The following is a 24,273-nucleotide window of genomic DNA, read 5'->3' on the forward strand; positions in this document are numbered from 1 at the left end:
CCTGCCCGGGCCGGCGGGGTCTTCCCGTCGGACCCGGGCATCAGGGTGTCCGGCCTTGCGAGGGTGCGGGGTGGCCTCAGGCCGCCTTGACCGCGGAGATGTCGAAGTTGAGCTTGACCTTCTCGCCGATCAGCACGCCGCCGGTCTCCAGTGCGGCGTTGTAGGTGAGGCCCCACTCGGTGCGGTCGATCGTGGTGCCGCCTTCGAAGCCGACGCGGTCGACGCCGTAGGCGTCCTTGGCGCTGCCGGTGTAGGTCAGGTCGAGGACGACCGGCTTGGTGACGCCCTTGATGGTCAGGTCGCCGACCAGGCGGAACGTGTCGTCGCCGCGGCGCTGCGCGGACGTGCTGCGGAAGGTGATCTCCGGGTGCGCCTCGACGGCGAAGAAGTCGCCGGTGCGCAGGTGCTCGTCGCGCTGGGCCTGCTTGGTGTCGATGCTGGCGACCTTGATGGCGATCTCGGCGCTCGACGCCGCCGGGTCGGCGCCGTCCAGCTTGAGGAGGCCTTCGTACTCGGTGAAGGCGCCGCGGACGTTGGTGACCATCGCGTGCCGGACGGAGAAGCCGATCTCCGAGTGCACCGTGTCGATGACGTAGTTGCCGGACAGGTGGGACAGGTCCTGCAGCGAGGCGGGCGCCTCGGCGACGGCCGTGACCGCGGTGGCGGTGTCGTCGTTCTTGCGGGAGCGGGAGAAGAGGCCCATGGCGGTGTCCTTCGGTGGGGGCGATCGGGGGAGCGATCTTGTTTGTTGAATCTTCAACCTTGCGAGTACGACGATAGCGCGCTCTCGTTGAAAGTTCAACCAAAACGCCGACGCCGCCCGAACGCCCTGGTCGGAGGGCATCCGGACGGCGTCGGAAGGAGCCGTCACGGCCGCAGCGGGGCTGCGGCGGGACTGCGGCGAGGTTGTGGCGGGACTGCGGCCCGGCCTACAGCTCGAACTTCTCGCGGTGCTCCATCGGCACCAGGTCCACGTACTCGGGGTGCTTGCGGATCCATCCGCGGATGAACGGGCAGTACGGCAGCACCCGCAGCCCACGCGCCCGCACCTCGTCCAGCGCCGCCTGCGCGAGCTTGCCGCCGAGGCCTTGGCCGCCGAACCGCGGATCGATCTCGGTGTGGATGAACGCGATCTCCACGCCGTGCAGGTGGTACTCGGCGAAGCCGGCCAGCTCCGCCGCGGACTCCCCCGCGTAGATCTCGAATCGCGACTGCTCCGGGTTGTCCACGACGCGCGGTTCCACGGTTCCTCCTGAAGGGACATGCGACAGATCCCGCCAGTATCTCCCGCCCCGGACAGCCCTCCGGAAATGCACACCGGTCCCCGTTTACATATGCACACACCCCATGTATCTGTGAACCCCGACGCGACCAAGCGGCGCGCCCTCGGGCCCGCCACGGGGAGGGGTACACATGAGCACCGGCACCAGCAAGGACGCGCTCGACAAGCTCGGCGCGCCGGGCACCGGCGTCGTCGTCACCGGCGGCGCCTCCGGCATCGGCCGCGCCACGGCCCTCGCGCTCGCCGAAGTCGGCCGCCCCGTGTCGCTGTGGGACGTCGCCGGGGACGCGGCCGCGGAGGTCGCCGCCGAATGCGCCAAGCGCTACGGGGTCACCACCCACCATGCCGCCGTCGACGTCGCCGACCGCGACGCCCTCGCCCGCGCCGCCGGCGAGGCCGTCGAGGCACTGGGCACCGTGGGCGGCCTCGTGCACTCCGCGGGCATGGTCCGCCCGGACCAGACCGACGCGCTCGGCACCGACACGTGGGACACCGTCCTCACCGTCAACCTGCGCGCCCAGGTCGACGCTGTCCAGGCGCTGCTGCCCGCGCTCCGCGCGTCCGGCCCCGGCGCGGCGATCGTCGGCATCGCGTCGATCGAGGCGCTCATCGGCGAGGGTTCGATCCCGTCGTACGTGGCGTCGAAGCACGGCCTCCTCGGCCTCGTCCGGTCGCTCGCGCACCGGTTCGGCCCGGAAGGCATCCGCGTCAACGCGGTGTGCCCGGGATATGTCGAAACGCCGATGATGGCCATGCCGCTGACCATCGACGGCTACCGCGAGCGCCTCGAGGCCCGCACGCCGATGCGGCGCTTGGCGCAGCCGGAGGACATCGCCCGCGCGGTGCGGTTCCTGCTCAGCAACGAGGCCTCGTTCATTTCCGGCGTGCCGCTGACCGTGGACGGCGGCGTCACGGCGGCCGGCGGGCAGTAGCGGTCGGCCCCATGCCCGGCACCTTGCCGCACCCGCGGTCCGACGCGCCCGTCGGCACCCGGGAACGCATCCTCGCCGCCGCCACCGCGCAGGTGCGGCGGCGCGGGCTGCGACGGGTCACGATGGACGACGTCGCGCGCGAAGCGGGCGTGTCGCGGCGCACCGTCTATGTGCACTTCGCCGACCGCGACGACCTCATCCACGGTGTCCTCGCCCGCAATGCCGCCGGGCACGTCGCCGCGATCGCCCCGCATATCCGCGCGCACGCCACCCTCGCCGCGCAGGCGGGCGAGGCGGCGGTGCGCGTGCACGCCCGCTCTCCGCAGGCGTACGCGCTCGGATTGGCGGAGCGCGACGGCGAGTCGGAGGACGCCGCGGTGCGGCTGCTGGGCGGCCTGGTGTTCGACGCCTGGCTGCGCTTCTGGTCGCCGCTCGTGGAACACGCCCGCGACCGCGGCGAAGTGCGTGCCGATCTGGACACCGCGCAGGCCGCGGAATGGATCGTGCGCGCGGTCATCTCGCTCGTGCTCGTGCCCGCCCGCAGTTTCGACCCCGACGACCCGGAGCAGGTACGCCGGTTCGTCGCCGACCACATCACCCGCGGCCTGTGCTGAGCCAAGCCGGTGCCGCACCCCTGCCCCTCGGCCCCATCCCCCGGCCCCATCCCCCAGCCCCCGTCGCTCAGCCCCATCCCTCAGCCCCGCGCCCGGAACAGGACTGCCATGAACGCCCGTAATCCGCACGCAGGTTCACCGTTCGCCGACGACGATGCGGCGATCGCCGCCGCGCTCGAAGACGTCAGTATCCCGGCGCTGATGCTGTCGCTCGTCCATCTCACCGGGGACCCGTCCTACATCCGCGGCCCGATCAAGCCGCGCATGCTGGTGCTCAACGAAGTGCAGGGCTTCATGCCCGAAGAGGAGAAGGCCGAGGTGCGCCGAATGGCCTTGGAGGCCATCAAGGCGTACCGCGACGGCGGCTGCGAGTTGCCCGCGCAGCCCGGTCCGGAGCTGCTCCACGAGATGATGAACTGGGTCGCCTGCGAGGAGATTCCGCAGGAATACGTGCCGATGCTGTTCGAGGAGATGGAACTCGACGGGGTCGACGCGCGCCGCGGCTCGGTCCGCGCCGAGCAGGATGTGTGCGCGGACTTCCCGGTGCTGGTCATCGGCTGCGGCCAGTCCGGTCTGCTGGCGGGTATCCGGCTCAAGGAGGCCGGCATTCCGTTCACGATCGTGGAGAAGAACGCGGGCGTGGGCGGGACCTGGTACGAGAACACCTACCCGGGCGCGCGGGTGGACGTCGGCAACCACTTCTACTGCTACAGCTTCGAACCCGTCGACCAGTGGACCGAGTTCTACGCCCGGCAGCCGGAACTCCAGGCCTACTTCCAGGGCGTGATGGAGCGTCACGGCGTCGACAAGCACGTGCGGTGGAACACCGAGGTGCTGTCGGCGGAGTGGGACGAGGCCGCCGCGGTGTGGCGGGTCGCGGTGTGCACGGGCGGCGCGACCGAGACGCTGACCGCGCGGGCGGTGATCTCCGCGGTCGGCATGCTGAACCGGCCGAAGCTGCCGGAGATCGACGGCATGGACGAGTTCGCGGGACCGTCGTTCCACTCGGCGCGGTGGGACCACGACGTCGACTACCGCGGCAAGAAGGTCGTGCAGATCGGCGCGGGCGCGAGCGGCTTCCAGATAGCGCCGACGCTGGCACCGGACGTCGAGCGGCTGACGGTGTTCCAGCGGACCGCGCAGTGGATGTTCCCCAACGCGGCCTACCACAGCAAGACGGGACCGGGCGTGCAGTGGGCGATGCGGCACCTGCCGTTCTACGGCCGCTGGTACCGCTTCATGATCTTCTGGCCGGGCAGCGACGGTGCTCTGATGAGCGGCCGGATCGACCCCGAGTGGCCGCACCAGGACCGCGCCGTGAGCGCGCGCAACGACCAGACCCGGGTGTTCTTCACCGACTGGATCAAGAGCCAGGTCGGCGACGACGAGGAGCTGCTGGCGAAGGTGGTGCCGGACTATCCGGCGACGGGCAAGCGCACGCTCCAGGACAACGGGAGCTGGCTGCGCGCCCTCAAGCGCGACAACGTCGACCTGGTGCGCGAGGGCATCGCCCGGATCGAGAAGGACGCGGTGGTGACCGAGTCCGGGGCACGCTACGAGGCCGACGTCATCGTGTACGCGACGGGCTTCCAGGCCAACCGGTTCCTGTGGCCGATGCGGATCGTCGGCCGCGACGGCGCGGTGCTGTCCGAGCAGTGGGGCGACGAGCCGACGGCGTATCTGGGCATCACGGTGAAGAACTTCCCGAACTTCTTCTGCCTGTACGGCCCCGGCACCGGGCTCGCGCACGGCGGCAGCCTGATCTTCCAGTCGGAATGCCAGATGCGCTACGTGATGGCGTGCGTGGACAAGCTGGTGTCCGACGGACACCGGGCGATGGAGCCCACCGAGGAAGCCCAAGAGGCGTACACCGAACGCCAGTTGGCGGAAATCAAGACGATGGTGTGGTCCTCCCCCGCGATCAAGCACTCGTGGTTCAAGAACGCCGCGGGCGACATCTACACGGCCAGCCCGTGGCGCCTCGTCGACTACTGGAACTGGACGAAGGGCCCGGACATGGCGCACTACACCGTGCGCTGACCGGACTTCCGGAAACGGTGCGGGGGCAGCGGCGCGGGGGCAACACCGCCGCCCCCGCGCCGCGGTGCAGTGCGGTGCGGCGCGGTGTGCCGGGCACTGTCCCACGGATCACGCCTCGGGGACGAGGGGCCGGAGGGGGTCCTGTCCGGTGGATATTCGCACCCCTAAGGCAAGACGACGACGCCCAGCGGCCGGTCGCCGACCGGGAGGCGGCGGGTGTCGCCGCTGGTCAGGTCGACGACCGTGATGCCGTCCCAGGAACCGTCGCGGGTGAAGCCGCCGGTGACGTAGGCGGTCTTGCCGTCGCGGCTCGAGGTGACGTCCTCGTGGGCGCCTTGGAGGCGGATGACGCGTTCGCCGTCGGCCGGGTCGCGGACGGTCAGCGAGGCGGGCCCGTGCACGGTGCCGTCGCTGCCGGTGCCGACGACGAGGAGCCGGCCGTCGGGGGTGAGCGCGGTGCCGTGCTGGTGGGTGCTCGCCGTCATGCGTTCCACGGCGACGTCGCCGGTGCGCGGATCGAGGACGGCCAGGCGTTCGCCTTCGAACGGGAGGACGAGGCGCCCGTCCTCGCGCACCTCGGCGTAGTGCGGCTTGAGCCAGCCGCCGAGGCCGCCCTTGGTGCCGTAGGGGGCGACGGTCATGCGGCGGGCGGACAGGGTGTCGGCGCGCACCGCGGTGACCGTGTACGCGTCGTGGTCGACGCTGTACGCCTCGGAGCCGTCTCGGGCGACGACGACGTCGAACGGCCGCCGCCCGGTCGGCACCGAGCCGACGACGGTCCGCCTGGCGGTGTCGACGACCTGGAGGACGCCGTCCTTGCCGGGGACGTTGACGCCGACGTAGACCCGCGAGCCGTCCGGGGAGATCGCGATGCCCATGCCGCCGCCGCGGTATTCGCCGTAGGTCGGGCGGCCGGTGTCGACGGTGTAGGGGATGCGGCCGAGCAGGACGCGCTGCTTGGTGTCGACGATCGCGACACCTTCCGCGGTGGCCACCCACGCGCGCCCGTCGGAGCCGAGCGCGATGCCGTACGGCGCGGTACCGACCTCGACGGACCCGAGCCCGCCGCGGGCCGGATCGACAAAGGTGACGGTCTTGCCGCCGAAGTCGGCGACAAGGAGGGTCTCGCCGTCGGGGGTGGGGACGGCCGGGGGTGCGGCGGGGCTGCCGGGCGAGGGATCCCCGGGGGCCGGGGCTGCCGGGGCGGAGACGTCGGGTGTCGGCGCCGCGGCGTCCACGGGACGCGGCGCGGTCGGGGTGGCGGGCGCGGCGGCGGAGCCACCGCCGTCCGACGCACAGGCGCTCAGCAGCAGCCCGGCGACGGCCAGCCCGACAGCGCCGAGCACGGCACGACGGCCCCCACGACGCGGAGTGGAGCCGGGCGCAGACGACGAGTCGACCGCCTTTGGCAGGTCCGCCCTGTGGGGTGCGGAGCCAGGCGATGTCGAGGAGCCCGCCGCCCGCCGCGCGTGTGCCCGGTGAGGTACGGAGCCCGGCAGACCCGACGAGCCCGCGACCTGCGGGCCCTGGGCGGCAGCCGGCGGCTCCTGTCCGTCGTCAGGCGTGCAACCCCCGGGCCGCTCGATTCGATCGCGCTGGTCGCCCACTGCCCGCTCCTTTCGCCTGTCCCGGTCCGCTCCGCCCGGATCCGCGTGCCCGATCCCCCCGGGCTCGTCGCGCAGCGGGTTCCGTGCGGACGGCTCCGCCGGCTTCCAGCTTCCGCCCGCGACGGCGGGCCTCCGGTCGGCCGTTCGGGTCGGGTGCGGAACCGATCGGCGCATCGCGGGTCATCCGATCGGTTGATGCGGGTGCGGCGCCGACCGGGTCGGTTCCGCCGGGCGCGGGATTCTGGGGCGGTCCGTCGGCCGCGCCCCAGGGAGTCCGGTGTCCGCATCCGAATCCGCCGCCGAGCCCCCGCCCGAGCAGCACGGCACACCCGGTCCCACGCCGCCGCAGGAGCGCCACGCCACCCCCGGCCCGGACCCGGCAGCCGACCCGTCCGCCCCCTCCTCCGCTCGCGGCGGCCCCGTCACCGCCGACCGGATCATGGAAATCGGCATGGGTTTCTGGCCCGCGAAGGCGTTGTTGAGCGCGGTGGAGCTGGGACTGTACCCCGCCTTGTCCGAGGGGCCGCGGACGGCGGCCGAGCTGCGGGACCGCATCGGCCTGCATCCGCGGGCGGCTCGCGACTTCCTCGACGCCCTGGTCGCGCTCGGGCTGCTCGCCCGGGACGGCGACGGCGAGGACGGCCGGTACGCGAACACGCCGGAGACCGCCCGTTTCCTGGTGCCCGGATCGCCGGGCTACCTCGGCGGCTTCCTCGCCATGGCGAACGCGCGGCTGTACGGCTTCTGGGGCCGCCTCACCGACGGTCTGCGCACCGGCCGACCGCAGAACGAGATCCGCGACCGCGATACCCCCGCGTTCGACGCCCGGTATGCCGACCCGGTGCGGCTGCGCATGTTCCTGCAGGCGATGACGGGGCTCACCCGGTCGCTGCTCCCCGCGCTCGGGGAGAAGTTTCCGTGGGACCGGTACAAGTCCGTCGCGGACATCGGCAGCGGGGAGGGCTCCCTGCTCGGGCACCTGCTGACGGTGTTCCCGCACCTGACCGGCGTCGGGTTCGACCTTCCGCCGGTCGGCGGCCCGTTCGAGGAGTTCACCAAGGCGGCCCGGATCTCCGACCGGGTGCGGTTCGTGCCCGGTGATTTCCTGCACGACCCGCTGCCGTCGGCCGACGTCCTGGTGTTCGGGCACATCCTGCACGACTGGGACCGGGACACGAAGCTCAAGCTGCTCGCCAAGGCGCACGACGCGCTGCCCGAAGGCGGCGCGGTGATCGTGTACGAGTCCCTCGTCGACGACGCCCGCCGCACGAACGCATTCGGCCTGCTGATGAGCCTCAACATGCTCGTCGAGACACCCGGCGGCTTCGACTTCACCGCGGCCGACTGCCGCCGCTGGCTCACCGAAACGGGTTTCCGCAGCACGTCCGCGATGCCGCTGTACGGGCCGGAGGGCATGGTCGTCGGCATCAAGTAGGCGGTGCCCGAGTCGCGCGACACGCCCCGCGGGTGTGCCCTGGTAACAAGGGCGTCTTTTCGGCACGCCCGGTACAGCGACACGACCAGGTGACGTCATGCGCGTTCTCGTCATGGGCGGCGGCGGCTTTCTCGGATCCCATCTGTGCGACGTGCTCATCGCACGCGGCGACGAGGTGGTGTGTGTCGACAACTTGTGCACCGGCAACGAGGCGAACATCGCCCACCTGCGTGGTTCTCCGCGTTTCCGGTTCGTCCCCGCCGACGTCACCGACCACTTCGACTTCACCGAACCGCTCGACGCCGTCGCCGACTTGGCGTGTCCGGCTTCCCCGCCCGACTACCAGCGGCTGCCGTTGGAGACGCTCGCGGCGGGCAGCCACGGCACCGAGAACGGGCTGCGGGTCGCGCACCGGCACGGGGCGCGGTTCGTCCTCGCGTCCACCAGCGAGGTGTACGGCGACCCGGAGATCCATCCGCAGGCCGAGGACTACTGGGGCCACGTCAACCCGATCGGGCCGCGGAGCATGTACGACGAGGGCAAGCGCTACGCCGAGGCCGTCGCCAGCACCTACCGCCGCACTCTCGGCACGGACGTCGGCATCGTCCGGATCTTCAACACGTACGGGCCCCGGATGCGCCCCGACGACGGTCGCGTGGTCTCCACCTTCCTCACCCAGGCGCTTTCCGGCACGCCGTTGACCGTGTACGGCGACGGTTCGCAGACCCGCAGTTTCTGCTACGTCGACGACTTGGTCGCGGGCCTGGTGGCGATGCTCGACTCCGCCGAGCCCGGGCCGGTCAATCTCGGCAACCCCAACGAGCGCACGGTCGCCGAGCTGGCGCAGCTCGTGCTCGACGTCACCGGCTCCGCGTCGCCGATCCGGTACGCGCCGCTGCCCGTCGACGACCCCGTGCGGCGCCGTCCGGTCGTCGACCGGGCCCGGGACCGCCTCGGTTGGGCGCCGCGCGTTCCGCTCGACGACGGGCTGCGGCGGACCGCCGACTGGTTCCGCAGCCGCATCCCCGTCCCCGTCGCGCCCAGGAGCTGACCATGGCCGCCTCCGCGCCCGCATCCGGATCCGCGCACCGCCGGCACCCGAGCGGGCCGCGCAGGCGGCGGCGCGGTCTGATCGCGTGGTGTGCCGCCGTGGCGGCGGGCGTGCTGGTGGGGACGGGGGCGTGTTCGGATCTTCCGCACAACTCGGGTTCGGCGGCGCCGAAGAACTCGTCGGGGGGGCACACCTATTACGTCAGTGCGAGCGGCGACGACGCGAACAGCGGCACGTCGTCGAAGAACGCGTGGAAAACGCTGGCGCGGGCCGACCAGGCCAAGTACAAGGCGGGCGACTGGCTGCTGCTGCGGGGCGGCGACCGGTTCACCGGGACGCTGTCGCTGGGGCCGGGCGAGGCGGGCAATCCGACGCTGCCGACGGTGGTGGCGTCGTACGGCAAAGGCGGCCGGGCGACGATCGCCGCCGCCGGGACGGACGGGATCTCCGTCTACAACACCGCGGGTGTGGTGATCCGCGACCTCGTGCTGGTCGGCGACCCGGCGGCGTACGCGTCGCAGACCGGCATCAGCTTCTTCACCGATCTGCCGGGTGCGGTGAAGCTGGAGCACGCGGTGGTGCAGCACGTCGACGTGTCGAGCTTCAAGACGGCCGTGTCGGCGGGCTCGACGACGACGTCGGGCTTCCGCGACGTGCAGGTGACGAACAGTGTGCTGCACGGCAATCACGAGGCGGGGCTGGTGACGTACGGGATGCCGTACGACGACGCCGCGCCCGCGTACAGCAACGAGCAGGTGGTCGTGACCGGCGTCGAGGTGTACGACAGCGCGGGCGACCCGACGGCACGCGACCGGCACACCGGTGACGGGATCGTGCTGGGCAGCGTGCGCGGCGGGGTGATCCGTTCGTCGTCGGCGCACGACAACGGGACGCACGCGTCGGCGGATTCGCTGTTCGGGCCGGAGGGGATCTGGACGTACGACTCGACGGGCATGCTGATCGAGCACAACACGTCCTACCGCAACCACACCGGGTCGAACGTCGACGGCGGCGGGTTCGGGATGGACGTGAACGTGTCCGCGTCGACGATGCAGTACAACCTGTCGTTCCAGAACGACGGCCCCGGGTTCCTCGTCTACACGAGCCGCGGCAACACGGCGCAGACCGGTGACATCGTGCGGTTCAACATCAGCAGCAACGATGCGCGGAAGTTGCCGTGGGACGCCGGGATCGAGGCGCACGGCACGGCGGTGCACGACCTGCAGATCTACCAGAACACCGTCGTCATGACGTCCGAGGGTGCGCAGCCCGCGCCGGCGTTGCGGCTGCGGAAGGGCCTTGCGGGGACGTCGATCCGCAACAACATCCTGATCACGGACGGGACCGCGCCGGCGGTGGTCTCCGATGTGGGGTACGGCCCGGACGCGGTGGCGATGCAGGGCAACAACTACTTCACGGGCACGTCGTCGACCGGCCTGGTGTCGTGGGGCGGGAACACGTTGGACGCGTTGGATGCGTGGCGGTCGGCGGACAAGCAGGAGCTGTTGAACGGCCGGGCGACGGGTTTGGCCGTGGACCCGTGTCTCGCGGGCGGGCCGGCGCCGGTGGTGTCGGGGCCGAACGACGCGGGTGTGATGGTTCCGATCTGTCCGGCCGTGGACGGCAAGGGCGTCGATCTGAAGGCGCTCGGGGTGGCTCCGTCGGTGCTGGTCGACTACTACGGGAAGCCGCTGGCGGTGCCGCCGGTGATCGGCGTGTCGAACCCGGCCGTCAAGAAGTGACGGCCGGGCTCCGGCACCCGGGGGCGGGTCAGTATTCGCTCGGTGCGATCGGCGGTTGCCGGCGGTCTTCCGGAACGGCGGCGTCGGGGCGGCCGATGCGGTAGCCATCGGGTTCGATCTCGGCGAGGAGCTGCGGACCGGTGTGCCGGAAGCCGAAGGGGCCGAAGTCGCCGTCGTCGTCGAGGCCGGTGGCGGCGATCCGGAACACGGGGTTGCCGGACACCTCGGGCTCGGCGGCGGTTCCGTTCGCGTCAGGGGTGCCGAGTGCGGCTTGGCGGCCGAGCGCGCGGACGGTCCAGCCGGCGGCACGCCATTCGACCGGGTCGAGGGTGTTGCGGGCGTCGACGACGATCGGGGCGTGGACCAGGCGGACCAGGGTGCGCGGGTCGAGGCCGCGGTACAGGTCCCATTCGGTCAGGTGCAGCACGATGTCGGCGCCGTCGCAGACGTCGTGGACGGTCGCGGCGTAGGCGAGTTCGGGGTGCACCAGGCGGGCGTTGGCGAGGGCTTCGGGGTCGTGGACGCGCACGTGGGCGCCTTCCCGGTGGATCTCGGCGGCGACGGCGAGGGCGGGCGAGTCGCGGACGTCGTCGCTGTCCGGCTTGAACGCGGCGCCGAGGACGGCGACGTTGCGGCCGGCGAACGCGCCGCCGAGGAGCGTGCGGGCGAGGTCGACGGTGCGTTGCCGCTGGCGCAGGTTGATCTCGTCGATCTGGCGCAGGAAGGCGACGGCTTCGCGGACGCCGAGTTCTTCGGCGCGGGCGCTGAGCGCGCGGATGTCCTTCGGCAGGCAGCTTCCGCCGAAACCGAGTCCGGCGGACAGGAACGGGTGGCCGATGCGGGGGTCCTCGCCGAGCGCGTTGGCGAGGGTCACGACGTCGGCGCCGCTGGCTTCGCAGAGTTCGGCCATCGTGTTGATGAACGAGATCTTGGTGGCGAGGAACGCGTTGGAGGCGACCTTGAGGAGTTCCGCGGTGGCCGGGTCGGTGCTGATGAACGGCACGCCGGCGTTGACCATGGGCCGGTAGACCTTGCGCAGGGTGCGGTCGGCGTGCGGGCTGCGGACACCGACGACCAGGCGGGCGGGGGTGAGGGTGTCCTTGACGGCGTAGCCTTCGCGGAGGAACTCGGGGTTCCAGGCGATTTCCGGGTGCTCGTGGGCCCCGTTGCCGTCGCGGTCGCGGAGCCGGTTGGCGAGGCGTTCGGCGGTGCCGACGGGCACGGTGGACTTGCCGACGACGAGGCAGGGGCCCTCGGCTTCGGCGGTGAGGGCGTCCACGGCGGCGTCGAGGAACCGCAGGTCGGCGGCGAGCGAGCCGGGCTGCTGGGGGGTGCCGACGCACACGAAGTGGGTGTCGGAGAACGCGGCGGCCTCGGCGAACGAGGTGGTGAAGTTGAGGCGCCCGGAGCGGACCGTGCGGTTGAGCAGTTCCGCGAGCCCGGGTTCGTAGAAGGGCGGCCTGCCTTGGGTGAGTTCGGCGATCTTGGCGGCGTCGGTGTCGACGCCCAGGACTTCGTGGCCGATGACGGCCATACAAGCGGCGTGCACCGCGCCCACATAGCCGGTGCCGATGACGGAGAGCTTCATGTCCTCTCCTCCTCCTGATCTGGCGGCGTGGCTGTTCGGGTGCGTGCGTGTCATCCGGCGTAGCCGCGGGGGTTGTGCTGCTGGAAGTTCCAGGCGTCGTGGCACATTTCGGCGAGGTCGCGGACGGTGTGCCAGCCCCAGGCACGGGCGGCCGCGCGGGGGTCGGCGACCAGGGCGGCGACGTCGCCGGGGCGCCGGTCGGTGATCTCGTAGGGGATGGGGCGTCCGCTGGCTTCGCGGAACGCGCCGATGAGGTCGAGGACGGAGCTGCCGGTGCCGGTGCCGATGTTGAGGGCGTGGTAGCCGGGTCCGTCGGGGGCGGACAGGCGGACGAGGGCGATGCGGTGGGCTTCGGCGACGTCCATGACGTGGATGTAGTCGCGGATGCCGGTGCCGTCGGGGGTGGGGTAGTCGTCGCCGAAGACGTGCAGGAGGGGGCGTTCTCCGGCGGCGACCTGGGCGATGTAGGGCACGAGGTTGTCGGGTTCGCCGCGGGGGTCCTCGCCGAGGAGTCCGCCGGGGTGGGCGCCGATCGGATTGAAGTAGCGCAGCGCGAGGACGGCGTATTCGGGCCGGCGGGCGCAGACGTCGCGCAGGATGGTCTCGCACAGGTGCTTGGAGGCCGCGTAGGGGTTGGTGGGCCGCGCGGGGGCGTCTTCGGCGATGGGGACGGATTGCGCGTCTCCGTAGATCGAGCAGGACGACGAGTACACCAGGCGGTGGACACCGTGCTCCTGCATGACGGCAAGGAGCGTGGTGGTGCCGCCGACGTTGGTCTCGTAGTACTCGACGGGGATGGCCACGGATTCGCCGACGGCCTTGCGGGCGGCGAAGTGGATGACGGCGTCGACGGGGTGCCGGTCGAAGACGGCGGCGAGGGCGTTGTGGTCGCGGATGTCGGTGCCGTGGACGGCGGCGAGCTGCTGTCCGGCGATCTTCTCGACGCGTTCGAGGGCTTCGGTGGTGCCGTGCGAGAAGTCGTCGACCACCACGACGCGGTAGCCGTGGCCGAGGAGTTCCACGCATGTGTGGCTGCCGATGAATCCGGCGCCGCCGGTCACCAGGACGAGCGGTTCGTCGCGCATGACGGGCCTCCTTTGCGGGTGCGGGCTCACCAGCCGAAGACGGCGGCGGCGTAGGGCGGGAAGATGAGGATGGCGAGGACGAGGGGCGGCAGCACGGCCAGTCCGGCGAGGGCAGGGCCGCGTATGGTGCCGAGGGCTTTGCGGCGTGCCACGCCGGCGGCGTGCGCGGTTTCGGTGATGTGGAGGCCGGCGACGGCGAAGGTCACGAGGGCGTAGGCGGTGGCGCCGACGATGCCGAGGAAGACGTATCCGGCGGCGGGGCCGAGCTGTTCGCCGGCGAGCGCGCACGAGCCGAGGACCAGGGTGATCACCAGGTAGGGGGCGACCAGGCGCAGCGGCAGCCGTTCCAGGCCGGGGCGGCTCTTGGGGGTGATCTTGAAGTCGAGGGTCTTGGGCCGGATCTTGCCGGCCGCGGCGGCCATGACGCCGCAGGCGACGAACGGCCATCGGGCCAGGCCGAAGAGCCAGCTTTCCCAGCTGAGGATGGGGGCGGTGGCGGGTCGGAGGAGGCCGCGGCGGCGGAGCAGCATCATGATGGCGAGAAGCCATGCGGTCATCGCCCAGAAGTGTCCGAGGAACGCGAAGTAGTTGACGTTGACCCACGGTTGGCCGGTGACGGCGGCGACGGCGGGCAGCAGGAGTCCGGCGATGGTGGTCAAGGCGAGCAGCGGATAGTACGAGAGCGCGAAGCCGAAGCGCATGCGCAGGCCGGGGCGCAGCCGGGCGAGGTGCCGCGGGACCAGGTCGAAGATCATCGTGGTGAGGCTGCGGGACCACTGGAATTCCTGGGTGACCATGGCGGCGAAGGTGACGGGGCCGTCGCCGTGGGCTTCCGCGTCGATGGCGAAGACGCCTTGCCAGCCTGCGGAGTTGAGCAGGAACGTGGTGGAGAAGTCCTCGGCGAGTTCGGGGCCGAGTCCGCCGATGTCGCGGAGGCCGCGAGTGCGGACGGCGTAGTGGGAGCCGATGCACAGGGGGGCGAAGCCGTCGTCGTGGCCGAGTTGGACCGCGCCGTGGAAGACGGCTTCGCGGTGCAGGCGGCCGCGGGCGGACCAGGAGTGGCGGGCGTCCTTGTCGCAGATGCTGGGGGCGGCGACGTAGCCGATGGCCGGGTCGGCGAAGGGGCGGACCATTTCGGTGAGGTAGTGCGGGCTGGGGATGTGGTCGACGTCGAGTTGCGCGACGACGGTGTAGCAGCCGTAGCCCCAGTGGTCGTAGAAGTAGGCGAGGTTGCCTTCCTTGCAGCGGGTGCGGCGCGGCCATGAGGACCGGTGGTAGCCGGGGGCGTCGCGGCGGCAGGAGATGCGGACGTGGTGCTCGCGGCACCAGCGGCGCACGTCGGGGCCAGGGTCTTCGTCGCACAGCCACACGTCGTAGGGGCCGGGGAAGTCCTGGGCGAGCATCGCGGTGAGGGTCGTGCGGGCGACCTCCCAGTCCTCGGAGGGCGCGCGGGTGACGACGAACGCGACGGGGACGCGCGGCACCGGGGTGCCGGGGTCGAGTCGGCGCAGCCGGGCGACGGCCACGAGGAAGTGGGCGGGGAGCCCGGCCAGGTAGAACACCAGGACGCTGGTGACGGCCATGCCGAACCAGCCGACCTGGTGCACGGGGTTCCACCACCAGATCCAGAACCACAGGAAGCACACGGCCCAGCCGGCGGTGAGGAGGCGCACGGCGATGCGGTCGCGGCGGTCGAGCACGGGGGCGAAGGAGTCCGGTGCGGTGGTGCGGGCGGCGGGGCGGGCGCCGAAGAGGGGGCCGTACCCGGTGACGCGGACGACGTTGCCGCTCGACAGTCGCATGATCCGGGCTTGCAGGACCGGGTCGGCTGGTGCGGCGCGGCGCGTTGTCGGCCGGGCTTGGGAGTGCCTCATGAGGCGCGCTCCGGTGTGGTGCGGCGTGTTCGTGCCGCCGTCGCGGAGACGGGGGCGGACACCGTAAGCATCGTTTCGCCGGTTGGTGCGACACGCCTGAAGGGAGTGGATTTGGGCATCTACGACTTAGTACACTTAATCGGTACATTTACGGCGTATACGTACACACTGGCACTACGGTGTCAGCCCGTCAAGATTTCCGGGAGGCCGGCCATGGCCGCCAAGGATCCGGCCCGGCAACCCCTCAGCAGGCAGCGGATACTCGACGCGGCGCTGGCGATGGTGGACCGCGAAGGCATCGACGCGCTGAGCATGCGCAAGCTCGCCGGAGAGCTGCATGTCGAGCCGATGTCGCTGTACCGCTACGCGGACGGCAAAGAGGGCGTGTTCGAAGGCCTCGTGGAACTGGTGTTCGCCGAAGCCCACGCGGTGCTGGACGCCGACCCGGAGGGCGAGTCACCGTCGGGGCGGGGCGAAATACACCGCATCGGGCTGGCCCTGTACCGGGTCGCGGTGTCGCACCCGCACATACTGCCGCTGCTGACCGGGCGGCTGATCACCGTGCCGCTGGTCCGCCGCCCCATGTCGGTGCTGCGGCTGCCGGAGCGTGTCCTGACCCGGCTGCGCGCGGAAGGCGTCGACGACCGGACGGCGGTGGACACCTACCGGGCGTTCAGCGCCTGGGTGCTCGGCTATGTCATCGTCGACATGCGCGCCGTCGTGGACGAGCCCGACGAGGACGACCCCGCGTACCGCTACGGGCTGCACCAGCTCCACCGCGACTTCCCGAGGCTGCGCGAACTCGCCCCGATCCTCGCCGAGGGCGGCGGCGAACGCCAGTTCCTGTCCGGCCTGGACGCCCTGCTGGACGGGCTCGGGATTCCCTGACGCCCCTCCCCCGTGCGCCCACCCGCACGGGGGAGGCCGGCCCGGCGGGATGCCGGACCGGCCTCGTTTGCCGTCGTGGTGCGGGTGTCGCGGCCGGTTGGGGCCGGCGCCGTTGCGGGTCAGCCGGAGATGTCCGCGGGCTCCTTCGCGTCCACGCCGGGGCGGGAGGCCGCCGGGCGGCCGATCGCGCAGACGATCGCGCCGTCCTTGGCGTCCGCGACGATCTCGTCGCCCGGCTGGGCCTCGCCGCCGAGCAGCAGGTTCGCGACCCGGTTGTCGAGTTCGGTCTGCAGCGTGCGACGCAGCGGGCGGGCGCCGAACTCCGGCTTGTGGCCGAGCTTGACGAGCAGCTTCTTGGCCGCGTCCGTGACCACGAGTTCGAGGCCCTGGGCGCGGACCCGGCGGCGGCTCTGGTCGAGCATGAGGTCGACGATCTTCGCGAGGTCGTCTTCGCCGAGGCCGTGGAAGATGATGATCTCGTCGATGCGGTTGAGGAACTCCGGCGGGAACTGGCCGTGCAGGTCGTTCATCAGGTCCTCGCGGATCTCCCCCACGTCGCCGTGGTGGGCGAGGATCCGGCGGGCGCCGATGTTGCTGGTCATGATGACCACGGTGTTGCGGAAGTCGACGGTGCGGCCCTTGGCGTCGGTGAGCCGGCCGTCGTCGAGGACCTGCAGCAGGGCGTTGAACACGTCCCGGTGCGCCTTCTCGACCTCGTCGAACAGCAGCACGCTGTAGGGGCGGCGGCGGACCTGCTCGGTGAGCTGGCCGGCTTCCTCGTGGCCGACGTAGCCGGGGGGCGCGCCGATGAGCCGGGAGACCGTGTGCTTCTCCTGGAACTCGCTCATGTCGAAGCGGATCATCCGGTCGTCGTCGCCGAACAGCATCTCGGCGAGGGCCTTGGCCAGCTCGGTCTTGCCGACGCCGGTGGGGCCGAGGAAGAGGAAGGAGCCGACGGGGCGGTTCGGGTCGCCGAGCCCGGCGCGGCTGCGGCGCACGGCCTGGGCGATCGCGGTGACGGCTTCGTCCTGGCCGACGACCCGGTCGTGCAGGGCGTCCTCCAGCTTGAGGAGGCGTTCCTTCTCGCTCTCGGTGAGCTGGGCGACGGGGATGCCGGTCTTGCGGGACAGCACTTCGGCGATGTCGTCGCCGGTGACGGCGGTGACGCCTTCGCGGCGTTCCTCGGTGCCCGCGAGGGCGCCTTCGGTGTCGGCGATCTGCTTCTTGAGGGCGTTCGCGCGTTCGAAGTCCTCGGCGGCGACGGCTTCGTCCTTCTCACGGCGCAGCTTGGCGAGTTCGTCCTCGCGGTCGGCGACGGCCGTACTCCGGCCGAGTGAGGCGAGGCGGACGCGGGCGCCGGCCTGGTCCATGAGGTCGATGGCCTTGTCGGGCAGGAAGCGGTCGCTGACGTAGCGGTCGGACAGCTCGGCGGCGGCGACGAGCGCCTCGTCGGTGAAGCGGACCTGGTGGTGGGCTTCGTAGGCGTCGCGCAGGCCCTGCAGGATCTCGATGGTCTCGTCGACGGACGGCTCCGGGATCATGACCGGCTGGAACCGGCGTTCGAGCGCCGCGTCCTTCTCGATGTAGCGGCGGTACTCGTCGATCGTGGTGGCGCCGACCGCGTGGAGTTCGCCGCGGGCGAGCGCGGGCTTGAGCATGTTGCCCGCGTCCATCGCGCCTTCGCCGCCGGAGCCCGCGCCGACGACGGTGTGGAGTTCGTCGAGGAACAGGATCGTCGAGTGCTCGGCGGCCTTGACCTCGTCGATGACCTTCTTCAGCCGCTCCTCGAACTCGCCCCGGTACTTCGACCCGGCGACGAGGCCGGGCAGGTCCAGCGCGACGACGCGCTTGTCCTTGAGCGTCTGCGGCACGTCCCCGGACACGATGCGCTGGGCGAGGCCCTCGACGATCGCGGTCTTGCCGACACCGGGCTCGCCGATCAGCACCGGGTTGTTCTTGCTGCGGCGGGACAGGATCTCGATCGTCTGCTCGATCTCCTCGGCGCGGCCGACGACGGGGTCGAGGCGCCCGGCTTTGGCGTCCTCGGTGAAGTCGCGGCCGTACTCGTCGAGGGTCGGGGTCTCGCTCTGCTTCTGCGGCTCCCCCTGCGGGGCGTCCGCGGCGCCGCGGGCCAGGCCGTTGTCGACGGCGCCGAGATCCGCACCGCGGGCCTTGAGGACCTTGGCGGCACCGGTGTCCGGATCGTCGAGCAGTGCGCCGAGGATGTGCTCGGCCCCGATGTACGACCCGCCGGAGGCTTGCGACAGGGCGTGCGACCCGGTCAGCACGCGCTTGGCGGCCGGGGTCAGCCCGGGCTCGGACGACGGGGCGTTGTCCTCGCGCGGCAGGATCCCCTCGAGGTCGCGGCCGAGCGCGTCGGGATCGGCACCCGCCCGGGCGAGCAGCCCGCGCGCGGGCTCGGTCTGGGTCGCGGCCCACAGCAGGTGCTCGGTGTCGAGGTCCGAACTGCCGTCTTCCTGCGCCTTGTTCGATGCCCGCGCGAGCAGTTCGCGGGCCGAGTCCGTCAGCAGCCGCCCGATCGGCACCCGCTGCACCGCGGGCGGGGACGCGGCCGGGGACATGCCGAAGAACCGGTTGAGCAGCTCGCCGAAGGGATCCGACGACCCGAAGGAACCGAACGAGGACACGGACATTGCGGATGCCTCCGTGGATATGGGGTTCCATAAGTCCACCAAAGGATGCAAAGAGGTGCAAAGGGTGCGGGGGTGGGGTGGGCGAGATGAGTGACGGAGTGCGCGCGGAGGCGGCGCGGCACGGGCGCGGGCACGGGCGACTGAGAGCGTCGACGAGCGTGGCGGTGGTCAGGGGAAGCGGTGGGGGTTGAAGGCGGCGATGGGGTGGGGGGTGGTGCCGGCGGTGGCGAGGTCGGTGGTGATGTCGCCGATGACGGGGGCGAATTTGAAGCCGTGGCCGGAGAAGCCGCCGAGGAGGATCAGGCCGGGGGCGTCGCGGTGGGGGCCGAGGACGAAGTGTTCGTCGGGGGTCAGGTCGTACATGCAGGTCTGCATGCGGGACGGGATCGGGTCGACGCCGGTCAGGGCGAGGGGGATCGCCTGGGCGAAGCGGGCGGCGTCGGCGGCGTCGGGTGGGCGGTGGCCGCGGCGGAGGTCGACGGGTTCGGCGATTTCCGGCCAACGGTGGAGGCCGAGTTTGACGGTTTCGCCGTCGAGGGACGGGAAGCCGTACCAACTGCGCGCGCCGGTGCCGTCGCCACCGGTGAAGACGGGCATGGCGTCGTCGAGGTACGGGGCCGGGTCGTGCGTGATCGGGAACCAGCCGACGACGCGGCGTTCGATCCGCAGGTGACGCCCGACCGCGGGGACCAGGCCGCGGAGCCACGCCCCCGCGGCGACGACGATGCGGCGGGCCGTCAGGCGCCGGCCGTCGGCGAGGAGCACGCTGGGGCGGACCGGGTCGGGGGTCAGCGCGGCCACGGCGGTGCCGGTCAGGACGCGGGCGCCGTGCGCTCGCGCGGCGGCCACGGCGGCGGCGATGGCGCGTTCGGGGTGGAGGTGGCCGGCGTCCGGGTCGTACACCGCGGCGTGGTCGTCATGGACGGCGAACTGCGGGAAGCGGGCTTTGAGTTCGACGGCCGGGAGCAGCTCGCACGCGAGGTTGTGGGTGCGGGCGGACGCGAGCGGGGCGGTGGTTTTGCGTGATCCGGCGGGGCCGATCGACAGGCAGCCGGTTCGGGTGAGAAGTGCGGTACCGGACGCGTGCTCCAGTTCGCGCCACAGACGCCAGGCCTCGCGGGCCAGGGGGACGTAGCCCGCGCCTTCGGCGTAGGCCGTGCGGATGATGCGGGACTGGCCGTGGCTCCCGCCGCGGTCGTGGCCGGGCACGAACTGCTCGACGCCGAGGACGTCCACGCCGCGCGCCGCCAGCCGCCACAGGGCGTGGCTGCCCATCGCGCCGAGTCCGAGCACGATCACGTCCGCGGAGGGCGCGGTGGGGAGCGTTGTGAGGGCCATGGGGGGATCTTGGCTCGGGGTGGGGGGCGGTAACCCTCGGGAGGCATGCAGGGGTAGGCGTGGAGTTGTCCACAGGGGGCGGGTTCTGGCGGCTTTGCGGGTGCCGCACTCGGGAGAATGCTCCCGTCGGGTCGCCGCCCGGGTTGGTCGCCGGGTTTGGAGCCGATGGCGGCGGAGGCGGGGGAGGGCACTTCGACGCGAGACCTCGCACCGTTGGTGGGAGGAGGGAGGGCCCGGCCGCAAGGCCGACTTACACCGGGGCCACAGCCACTGGCCGAAAATCACCCCTCCCGCCGCAGGCACTCCCCCACCCCTCCCCTCGAACGCCTTTCCCCCAAAGGGTTGACACCTCCGCTCCGGCGCGCCAATCTCCTCTCACGGCGAGGGCGTGAGAGCGCTCTCACAGGGGCGTAACACAGACGTACAGCACAAACCGCCGAGCGGCCTCGTGCCCACGGTCCCGCGGTGCCGCACGGCGCCCGCGGGGCGCCCGACGGTGCCGCGCCCTGCCCGCTCGACGCGCACCACCCGCACCACCACCCGAGTTCCGGCTCGTCCCGGGCGGCGCCGCATGCCGCCCGCGGGCGGTGCCGGGGACGCACCCGACGACGCTCGACCGATGCCGGTCGGCGCCGACACCGGTACGCCCGCATCACGCACGACCCGGCCGGCGCCACACGCAGGCAGGCAGACGCCGACCGCAGCACACGCACCACCCGGCCGCCCAAACGGCCCGCATCACCCGCACCACCGGGCCAACCGCCAAAAGCCGCACGGCCCGCACCACCCCGCACCACCGCACCACCGCACCACCGCACCACCGCACGACCGCACAACCGCACAACCGTCCACCCGCCAACCCCGTCCCCACCGACCAGGAGACCCCATGCCCACCCCGCACCCCCGTCGCAGAGCCATAGCCGCGCTCTGCGCCACCCTCCTCGCCGGCTCTCTGCTCGCCGCCTGCGGGTCCGACGACGACGACAAGTCCGACTCGACCGCCAACGGCGGCGCGGGCGACAGCAACGGGCAGATCACCCTCTCCGTGGGCCTCTTCGGCTCGTTCGGCTTCGAGGAGGCCGGGCTCTACGCCGCGTACGAGAAGGCGCACCCGAACATCAAGATCCGCCAGAACTCCGTGCAGAAGGAGGAGGTCTACTGGCCGGCCCTCCAGACCCGGCTCGGCGGGGGCGGCGACCTCGACGACATCCAGGGCATCGAGGTCGGCCGGATCGTGGACGTCGCCACGAACCAGAGCGACAAGTGGCTCGACCTCAACCAGTTCGGCGCGCAGACGCAGACCGGCGACTACCTGCCGTGGAAGACCAAGGCCGCGACCACCAAGGACGGCAAGGTCGTCGGCATGGGCACGGACGTCGGGCCGATGGCGATCTGCTACCGCACCGACCTGTTCCAGCAGGCCGGGCTCCCGACCGACCGCGCCGAGCTGGCGAAGCGCTGGTCGACGTGGGACGGCTACCTCGAGGTCGGCCGCCAGTTCGCCGCGAACGCGCCGAAGGGCAGCGCGTTCATGGACAGCGTCACCGGCATGTACAACGCGATGATCGGCCAGCAGCCGACGTCCTACTACGACGCCGGCGGCAAGCTGATCTACGACACGAACCCATCCGTCAAGAACGCGTTCGACACCGCCTCGCGTGCCGCGCAGGACAAGTTGAGCGCGAAGCTCGTGCAGTTCCAGACCGACTGGGACCAGGCCTTCGCCAAGGGCGGCTTCGCGACGATCTCGTGCCCGTCGTGGATGATCGGCTACATCAAGGAGAAGTCCGGCGACGGCATGGGCGGCAAGTGGGACGTCGCCCAGGCGCCGGGGGCCACCGGCAACTGGGGTGGCGCGTACCTCGCGATCCCGAAGGGTGCGAAGCACGCCAAGGAAGCGTACGACCTGCTGCAGTGGCTGACCGCGCCCGAGCAGCAGAAGACGCTGTTCGAGAAGCGCGGGTCGTTCCCGTCGCGGACGTCGGCGATCTCGCAGGTGTCGGGCACCACGGACCCGTACTTCAACAACGCGCCGATCGGGCAGATCTTCGGGCAGGCCGCGCAGGCGATGCCGGTGCAGACGCTGGGTGTGCGGGACAACGACATCAAGGTGAGCATCCAGAACGCGCTCAACTCGGTGGAGGCGCAAGGCGTCAAGCCGGATGACGCGTGGAAGGACGCCAAGGCGTCCGTCAAGGCGGCGTTGGGCTGATCCGCGTGACGACTCCCCGTCTGGCCGCCGCGCCGCTGACCTCGGGTCAGCGGTGGCGGCGGCGCGGCAGCAAGGCCGCGCCGTATTCGTTCATCGCGCCGTTCTTCGTGCTGTTTGCGGCGTTCGGCCTGTTCCCGCTGATCTACACGGGGTACGTGTCGCTGCACCGGGTCCGGCTGCAGAACCCGGACGCCATGTCGTGGGTCGGCTTCGACAACTACACGACGCTCCTGCAGGACGAGTTCTTCTGGAACAGCCTGAAGAACACGTTCACGATCGGCGTCATCTCGACCGTGCCGCAGTTGTGCCTCGCGCTCGGTCTCGCGCACATCCTGAACTACAAGCTGCGCGGCCGGACGTTCTTCCGGGTCGCGATGCTGATGCCGTACGCGACGTCGGTGGCCGCAGCGACCCTGGTGTTCGCCGGCCTCTTCGGCCGGGACTACGGCATGCTCAACTGGTTCCTCGGCTTGTTCGGCGTCGACCCGATCGACTGGTTCAACGAGAAGTGGCCTTCGCAGATCGCCATTTCGACGATCGTGACGTGGCGGTGGGCGGGCTACAACGCGCTGATCTACCTGGCCGCGATGCAGGCGATCCCGCACGACCGCTACGAGTCGGCGATGCTCGACGGCGCGAACCGGTGGCACCAGTTCCGGCACGTGACGCTTCCGGGTCTGCGTCCGACGATCATCTTCACCATCATCGTGTCGACGATCGGGGCGCTGCAGATCTTCGGTGAGCCGCTGCTGCTGCAGGGCGGCACGACCGGGATGAACGGCGGCGCGTCGCGGCAGTACCAGACCACCGGCTTGTACATGTACCAGTCGGGTTGGCAGTACTTCTCGCTGGGGAAGGCGGCCGCGATCGCGTGGCTGCTGTTCCTGTTGATCCTGATCGTGATCGGCATCAATGCCGCCATCGCGCGCTATCGGATGAAGTCGGCTGCTGCTGCGTCGAGTTCCGCGAAGGAAACGAGGTGAACGCCGTGGCCGTTCTGTCCGAGGCACCTGCGCCCACCACCGCGCTGGCGGCGAAGCCGAGGAAACGCCGGCTCCGGGGCCATGACAAGCCCGGGATTCTGGCGTACACGATCCTGATCTTCGCCACTGTCGTGTCGGCCTTCCCCTTCTACTGGTCGATCGTCGCGGCGACCCACACGAACAGCGAAATCAACGAGGTGCCGCCGCCGTTCCTGCCCGGCACGCACACGGACAGCTTCAAGGAGGCGGCGGACACCGCGCACATCGGCAAGGCGCTGCTGAACTCGACGATCGTGTCGGGAAGTGTCGCCGTGGGAACGGTGCTTGCCTGCACGTTGGCCGGGTTCGCGTTCGCCAAGCTGCGGTTCCGGGGCCGGAACGCGCTGCTGGCGTTCACGGTGGGCACGATGATGATTCCGCCGCAGTTGGGGTTGATCCCCTTGTACATGATGATGGCGAAGCTGCACTGGGCGAACCAGTTGCAGTCGGTCATCCTGCCGACGTTGGTCACCGCGTTCGGGGTGTTCTTCATGCGGCAGTACCTGGCGGAGGCGTTGCCGGACGAGCTGGTGGAGGCGGGCCGGGTCGACGGCGCGTCGTACTTCCGGATCTTCTGGAGCATCGTGCTGCCGGTGGCGCGCCCGGCAATGGCGGTGCTGGCGCTGCTGACGTTCATGACGACGTGGAACGACTTCTTCTGGCCGATCATCGCGCTGAGCCAGGAAAACCCGACGGTGCAGGTGGCCATCAACTCGCTCGGCGGCGGGCACGTGCCCGACCAGTCGGTGATCTTGGCCGGCACGGTGCTCGGGACGTTGCCGGTGCTGGTGGTCTTCGGGCTACTGGGCCGGCAGATCGTCGGCGGCATCATGCAGGGCGCGGTGAAGGGCTGACCCGCGCCACCCCTCCCCCTTCGGTTCTCGCCCCCTTTTGCACAGAGAAGGACTA

At 71.2% G+C, this 24,273-nt stretch carries 18 protein-coding genes; 10 read left to right on the plus strand and 8 right to left on the minus strand.

Annotation, left to right across the window (positions count from 1 at the left end):
• Positions 1-76: 76 nt before the first annotated feature.
• Together ACPA54_RS16435 and ACPA54_RS16440 are read right to left on the minus strand one after the other, a co-directional pair.
• On the minus strand, positions 77-703 hold the full coding sequence (locus ACPA54_RS16435; RefSeq protein WP_423530350.1) for a YceI family protein: 627 nt from the start codon (positions 701-703) through the stop codon (positions 77-79).
• A gap of 226 nt (positions 704-929) precedes the next feature.
• Positions 930-1,244: a GNAT family N-acetyltransferase gene (locus tag ACPA54_RS16440; RefSeq protein ID WP_423530352.1), complete on the minus strand. Its 315-nt coding sequence runs from the start codon at positions 1,242-1,244 to the stop codon at positions 930-932.
• A 169-nt stretch (positions 1,245-1,413) separates the two neighbouring features.
• On the opposite strand from ACPA54_RS16440, the gene ACPA54_RS16445 reads away from it, so the two are divergent.
• The 3 genes from ACPA54_RS16445 to ACPA54_RS16455 all read left to right on the plus strand — a co-directional run bounded on the left by ACPA54_RS16445 (position 1,414) and on the right by ACPA54_RS16455 (position 4,868).
• Positions 1,414-2,214 (plus strand): SDR family NAD(P)-dependent oxidoreductase, encoded by an 801-nt coding sequence (locus ACPA54_RS16445; RefSeq protein ID WP_423530354.1) that lies wholly within the window; start codon positions 1,414-1,416, stop codon positions 2,212-2,214.
• Positions 2,215-2,225: 11 nt separating this feature from the next.
• Entirely contained in the window at positions 2,226-2,828 is a 603-nt protein-coding gene (locus tag ACPA54_RS16450) for a TetR/AcrR family transcriptional regulator (RefSeq protein WP_423530356.1), read from the plus strand.
• Positions 2,829-2,936: 108 nt separating this feature from the next.
• Positions 2,937-4,868: a flavin-containing monooxygenase gene (locus tag ACPA54_RS16455; RefSeq protein ID WP_423530358.1), complete on the plus strand. Its 1,932-nt coding sequence runs from the start codon at positions 2,937-2,939 to the stop codon at positions 4,866-4,868.
• A gap of 164 nt (positions 4,869-5,032) precedes the next feature.
• On the opposite strand, the gene ACPA54_RS16460 is transcribed toward ACPA54_RS16455, so the two are convergent.
• Positions 5,033-6,214 (minus strand): YncE family protein, encoded by a 1,182-nt coding sequence (locus ACPA54_RS16460; RefSeq protein WP_423530360.1) that lies wholly within the window; start codon positions 6,212-6,214, stop codon positions 5,033-5,035.
• Positions 6,215-6,752: 538 nt separating this feature from the next.
• Between ACPA54_RS16460 and ACPA54_RS16465 the strand changes: the two genes are divergently transcribed.
• The 3 genes from ACPA54_RS16465 to ACPA54_RS16475 all read left to right on the plus strand — a co-directional run bounded on the left by ACPA54_RS16465 (position 6,753) and on the right by ACPA54_RS16475 (position 10,703).
• On the plus strand, positions 6,753-7,910 hold the full coding sequence (locus ACPA54_RS16465) for a methyltransferase (protein WP_423530362.1): 1,158 nt from the start codon (positions 6,753-6,755) through the stop codon (positions 7,908-7,910).
• A gap of 97 nt (positions 7,911-8,007) precedes the next feature.
• On the plus strand, positions 8,008-8,961 hold the full coding sequence (locus tag ACPA54_RS16470; RefSeq protein ID WP_423530364.1) for a UDP-glucuronic acid decarboxylase family protein: 954 nt from the start codon (positions 8,008-8,010) through the stop codon (positions 8,959-8,961).
• Between the two features lie 2 nt (positions 8,962-8,963).
• The gene (locus ACPA54_RS16475) at positions 8,964-10,703 is read left to right on the plus strand and encodes a right-handed parallel beta-helix repeat-containing protein (protein ID WP_423530366.1); all 1,740 of its coding nucleotides are present in this window, start codon (positions 8,964-8,966) and stop codon (positions 10,701-10,703) included.
• A 28-nt stretch (positions 10,704-10,731) separates the two neighbouring features.
• Here ACPA54_RS16475 and ACPA54_RS16480 read toward each other — a convergent pair whose 3' ends face one another.
• The 3 genes from ACPA54_RS16480 to ACPA54_RS16490 are packed head-to-tail and all read right to left on the minus strand — an operon-like array spanning position 10,732 to position 15,250.
• Positions 10,732-12,291 carry a UDP-glucose dehydrogenase family protein gene (locus ACPA54_RS16480; protein ID WP_423530368.1) on the minus strand — a complete coding sequence of 520 codons (1,560 nt, stop codon included), beginning with the start codon at positions 12,289-12,291 and terminating at the stop codon, positions 10,732-10,734.
• Between the two features lie 50 nt (positions 12,292-12,341).
• Positions 12,342-13,376 carry a UDP-glucose 4-epimerase GalE gene (galE, locus tag ACPA54_RS16485; protein ID WP_423530370.1) on the minus strand — a complete coding sequence of 345 codons (1,035 nt, stop codon included), beginning with the start codon at positions 13,374-13,376 and terminating at the stop codon, positions 12,342-12,344.
• A gap of 26 nt (positions 13,377-13,402) precedes the next feature.
• On the minus strand, positions 13,403-15,250 hold the full coding sequence (locus ACPA54_RS16490; RefSeq protein ID WP_423530372.1) for a glycosyltransferase: 1,848 nt from the start codon (positions 15,248-15,250) through the stop codon (positions 13,403-13,405).
• Positions 15,251-15,463: 213 nt separating this feature from the next.
• On the opposite strand from ACPA54_RS16490, the gene ACPA54_RS16495 reads away from it, so the two are divergent.
• Entirely contained in the window at positions 15,464-16,138 is a 675-nt protein-coding gene (locus ACPA54_RS16495; protein WP_423530374.1) for a TetR/AcrR family transcriptional regulator, read from the plus strand.
• 119 nt (positions 16,139-16,257) lie between these two features.
• Here ACPA54_RS16495 and ACPA54_RS16500 read toward each other — a convergent pair whose 3' ends face one another.
• Together ACPA54_RS16500 and solA are read right to left on the minus strand one after the other, a co-directional pair.
• Positions 16,258-18,792: an ATP-dependent Clp protease ATP-binding subunit gene (locus tag ACPA54_RS16500; protein ID WP_423530376.1), complete on the minus strand. Its 2,535-nt coding sequence runs from the start codon at positions 18,790-18,792 to the stop codon at positions 16,258-16,260.
• Positions 18,793-18,960: 168 nt separating this feature from the next.
• Complete coding sequence (gene solA, locus ACPA54_RS16505; RefSeq protein WP_423530378.1) at positions 18,961-20,130, minus strand: N-methyl-L-tryptophan oxidase; 1,170 nt, start codon at positions 20,128-20,130, stop codon at positions 18,961-18,963.
• Between the two features lie 886 nt (positions 20,131-21,016).
• Between solA and ACPA54_RS16510 the strand changes: the two genes are divergently transcribed.
• The 3 genes from ACPA54_RS16510 to ACPA54_RS16520 are packed head-to-tail and all read left to right on the plus strand — an operon-like array spanning position 21,017 to position 24,218.
• Positions 21,017-22,342, plus strand: a complete 1,326-nt coding sequence (locus tag ACPA54_RS16510; protein WP_423530380.1) for an ABC transporter substrate-binding protein — start codon at positions 21,017-21,019, stop codon at positions 22,340-22,342.
• 5 nt (positions 22,343-22,347) lie between these two features.
• The gene (locus ACPA54_RS16515) at positions 22,348-23,325 is read left to right on the plus strand and encodes a carbohydrate ABC transporter permease (RefSeq protein ID WP_423530382.1); all 978 of its coding nucleotides are present in this window, start codon (positions 22,348-22,350) and stop codon (positions 23,323-23,325) included.
• A 44-nt stretch (positions 23,326-23,369) separates the two neighbouring features.
• Positions 23,370-24,218 (plus strand): carbohydrate ABC transporter permease, encoded by an 849-nt coding sequence (locus tag ACPA54_RS16520; RefSeq protein ID WP_423530613.1) that lies wholly within the window; start codon positions 23,370-23,372, stop codon positions 24,216-24,218.
• Positions 24,219-24,273: the final 55 nt, after the last annotated feature.

Origin of the sequence: Uniformispora flossi, from assembly GCF_049534875.1 — a bacterium.
Classification (GTDB): Bacteria; Actinomycetota; Actinomycetes; order Streptomycetales; family Streptomycetaceae; genus Yinghuangia; species Yinghuangia aomiensis.

Coding starts and splice junctions, on each gene's coding strand:
- ACPA54_RS16435 (WP_423530350.1), bottom strand. CDS start 703: ATGGGCCTCTTCTCCCGCTCCCGCAAGAACGACGACACCGCCACCGCG.
- ACPA54_RS16445 (WP_423530354.1), top strand. CDS start 1,414: ATGAGCACCGGCACCAGCAAGGACGCGCTCGACAAGCTCGGCGCGCCG.
- ACPA54_RS16450 (WP_423530356.1), top strand. CDS start 2,226: ATGCCCGGCACCTTGCCGCACCCGCGGTCCGACGCGCCCGTCGGCACC.
- ACPA54_RS16455 (WP_423530358.1), top strand. CDS start 2,937: ATGAACGCCCGTAATCCGCACGCAGGTTCACCGTTCGCCGACGACGAT.
- ACPA54_RS16470 (WP_423530364.1), top strand. CDS start 8,008: ATGCGCGTTCTCGTCATGGGCGGCGGCGGCTTTCTCGGATCCCATCTG.
- ACPA54_RS16475 (WP_423530366.1), top strand. CDS start 8,964: ATGGCCGCCTCCGCGCCCGCATCCGGATCCGCGCACCGCCGGCACCCG.
- ACPA54_RS16480 (WP_423530368.1), bottom strand. CDS start 12,291: ATGAAGCTCTCCGTCATCGGCACCGGCTATGTGGGCGCGGTGCACGCC.
- galE (WP_423530370.1), bottom strand. CDS start 13,376: ATGCGCGACGAACCGCTCGTCCTGGTGACCGGCGGCGCCGGATTCATC.
- ACPA54_RS16490 (WP_423530372.1), bottom strand. CDS start 15,250: ATGAGGCACTCCCAAGCCCGGCCGACAACGCGCCGCGCCGCACCAGCC.
- ACPA54_RS16495 (WP_423530374.1), top strand. CDS start 15,464: ATGGCCGCCAAGGATCCGGCCCGGCAACCCCTCAGCAGGCAGCGGATA.
- ACPA54_RS16500 (WP_423530376.1), bottom strand. CDS start 18,792: ATGTCCGTGTCCTCGTTCGGTTCCTTCGGGTCGTCGGATCCCTTCGGC.
- solA (WP_423530378.1), bottom strand. CDS start 20,130: ATGGCCCTCACAACGCTCCCCACCGCGCCCTCCGCGGACGTGATCGTG.
- ACPA54_RS16510 (WP_423530380.1), top strand. CDS start 21,017: ATGCCCACCCCGCACCCCCGTCGCAGAGCCATAGCCGCGCTCTGCGCC.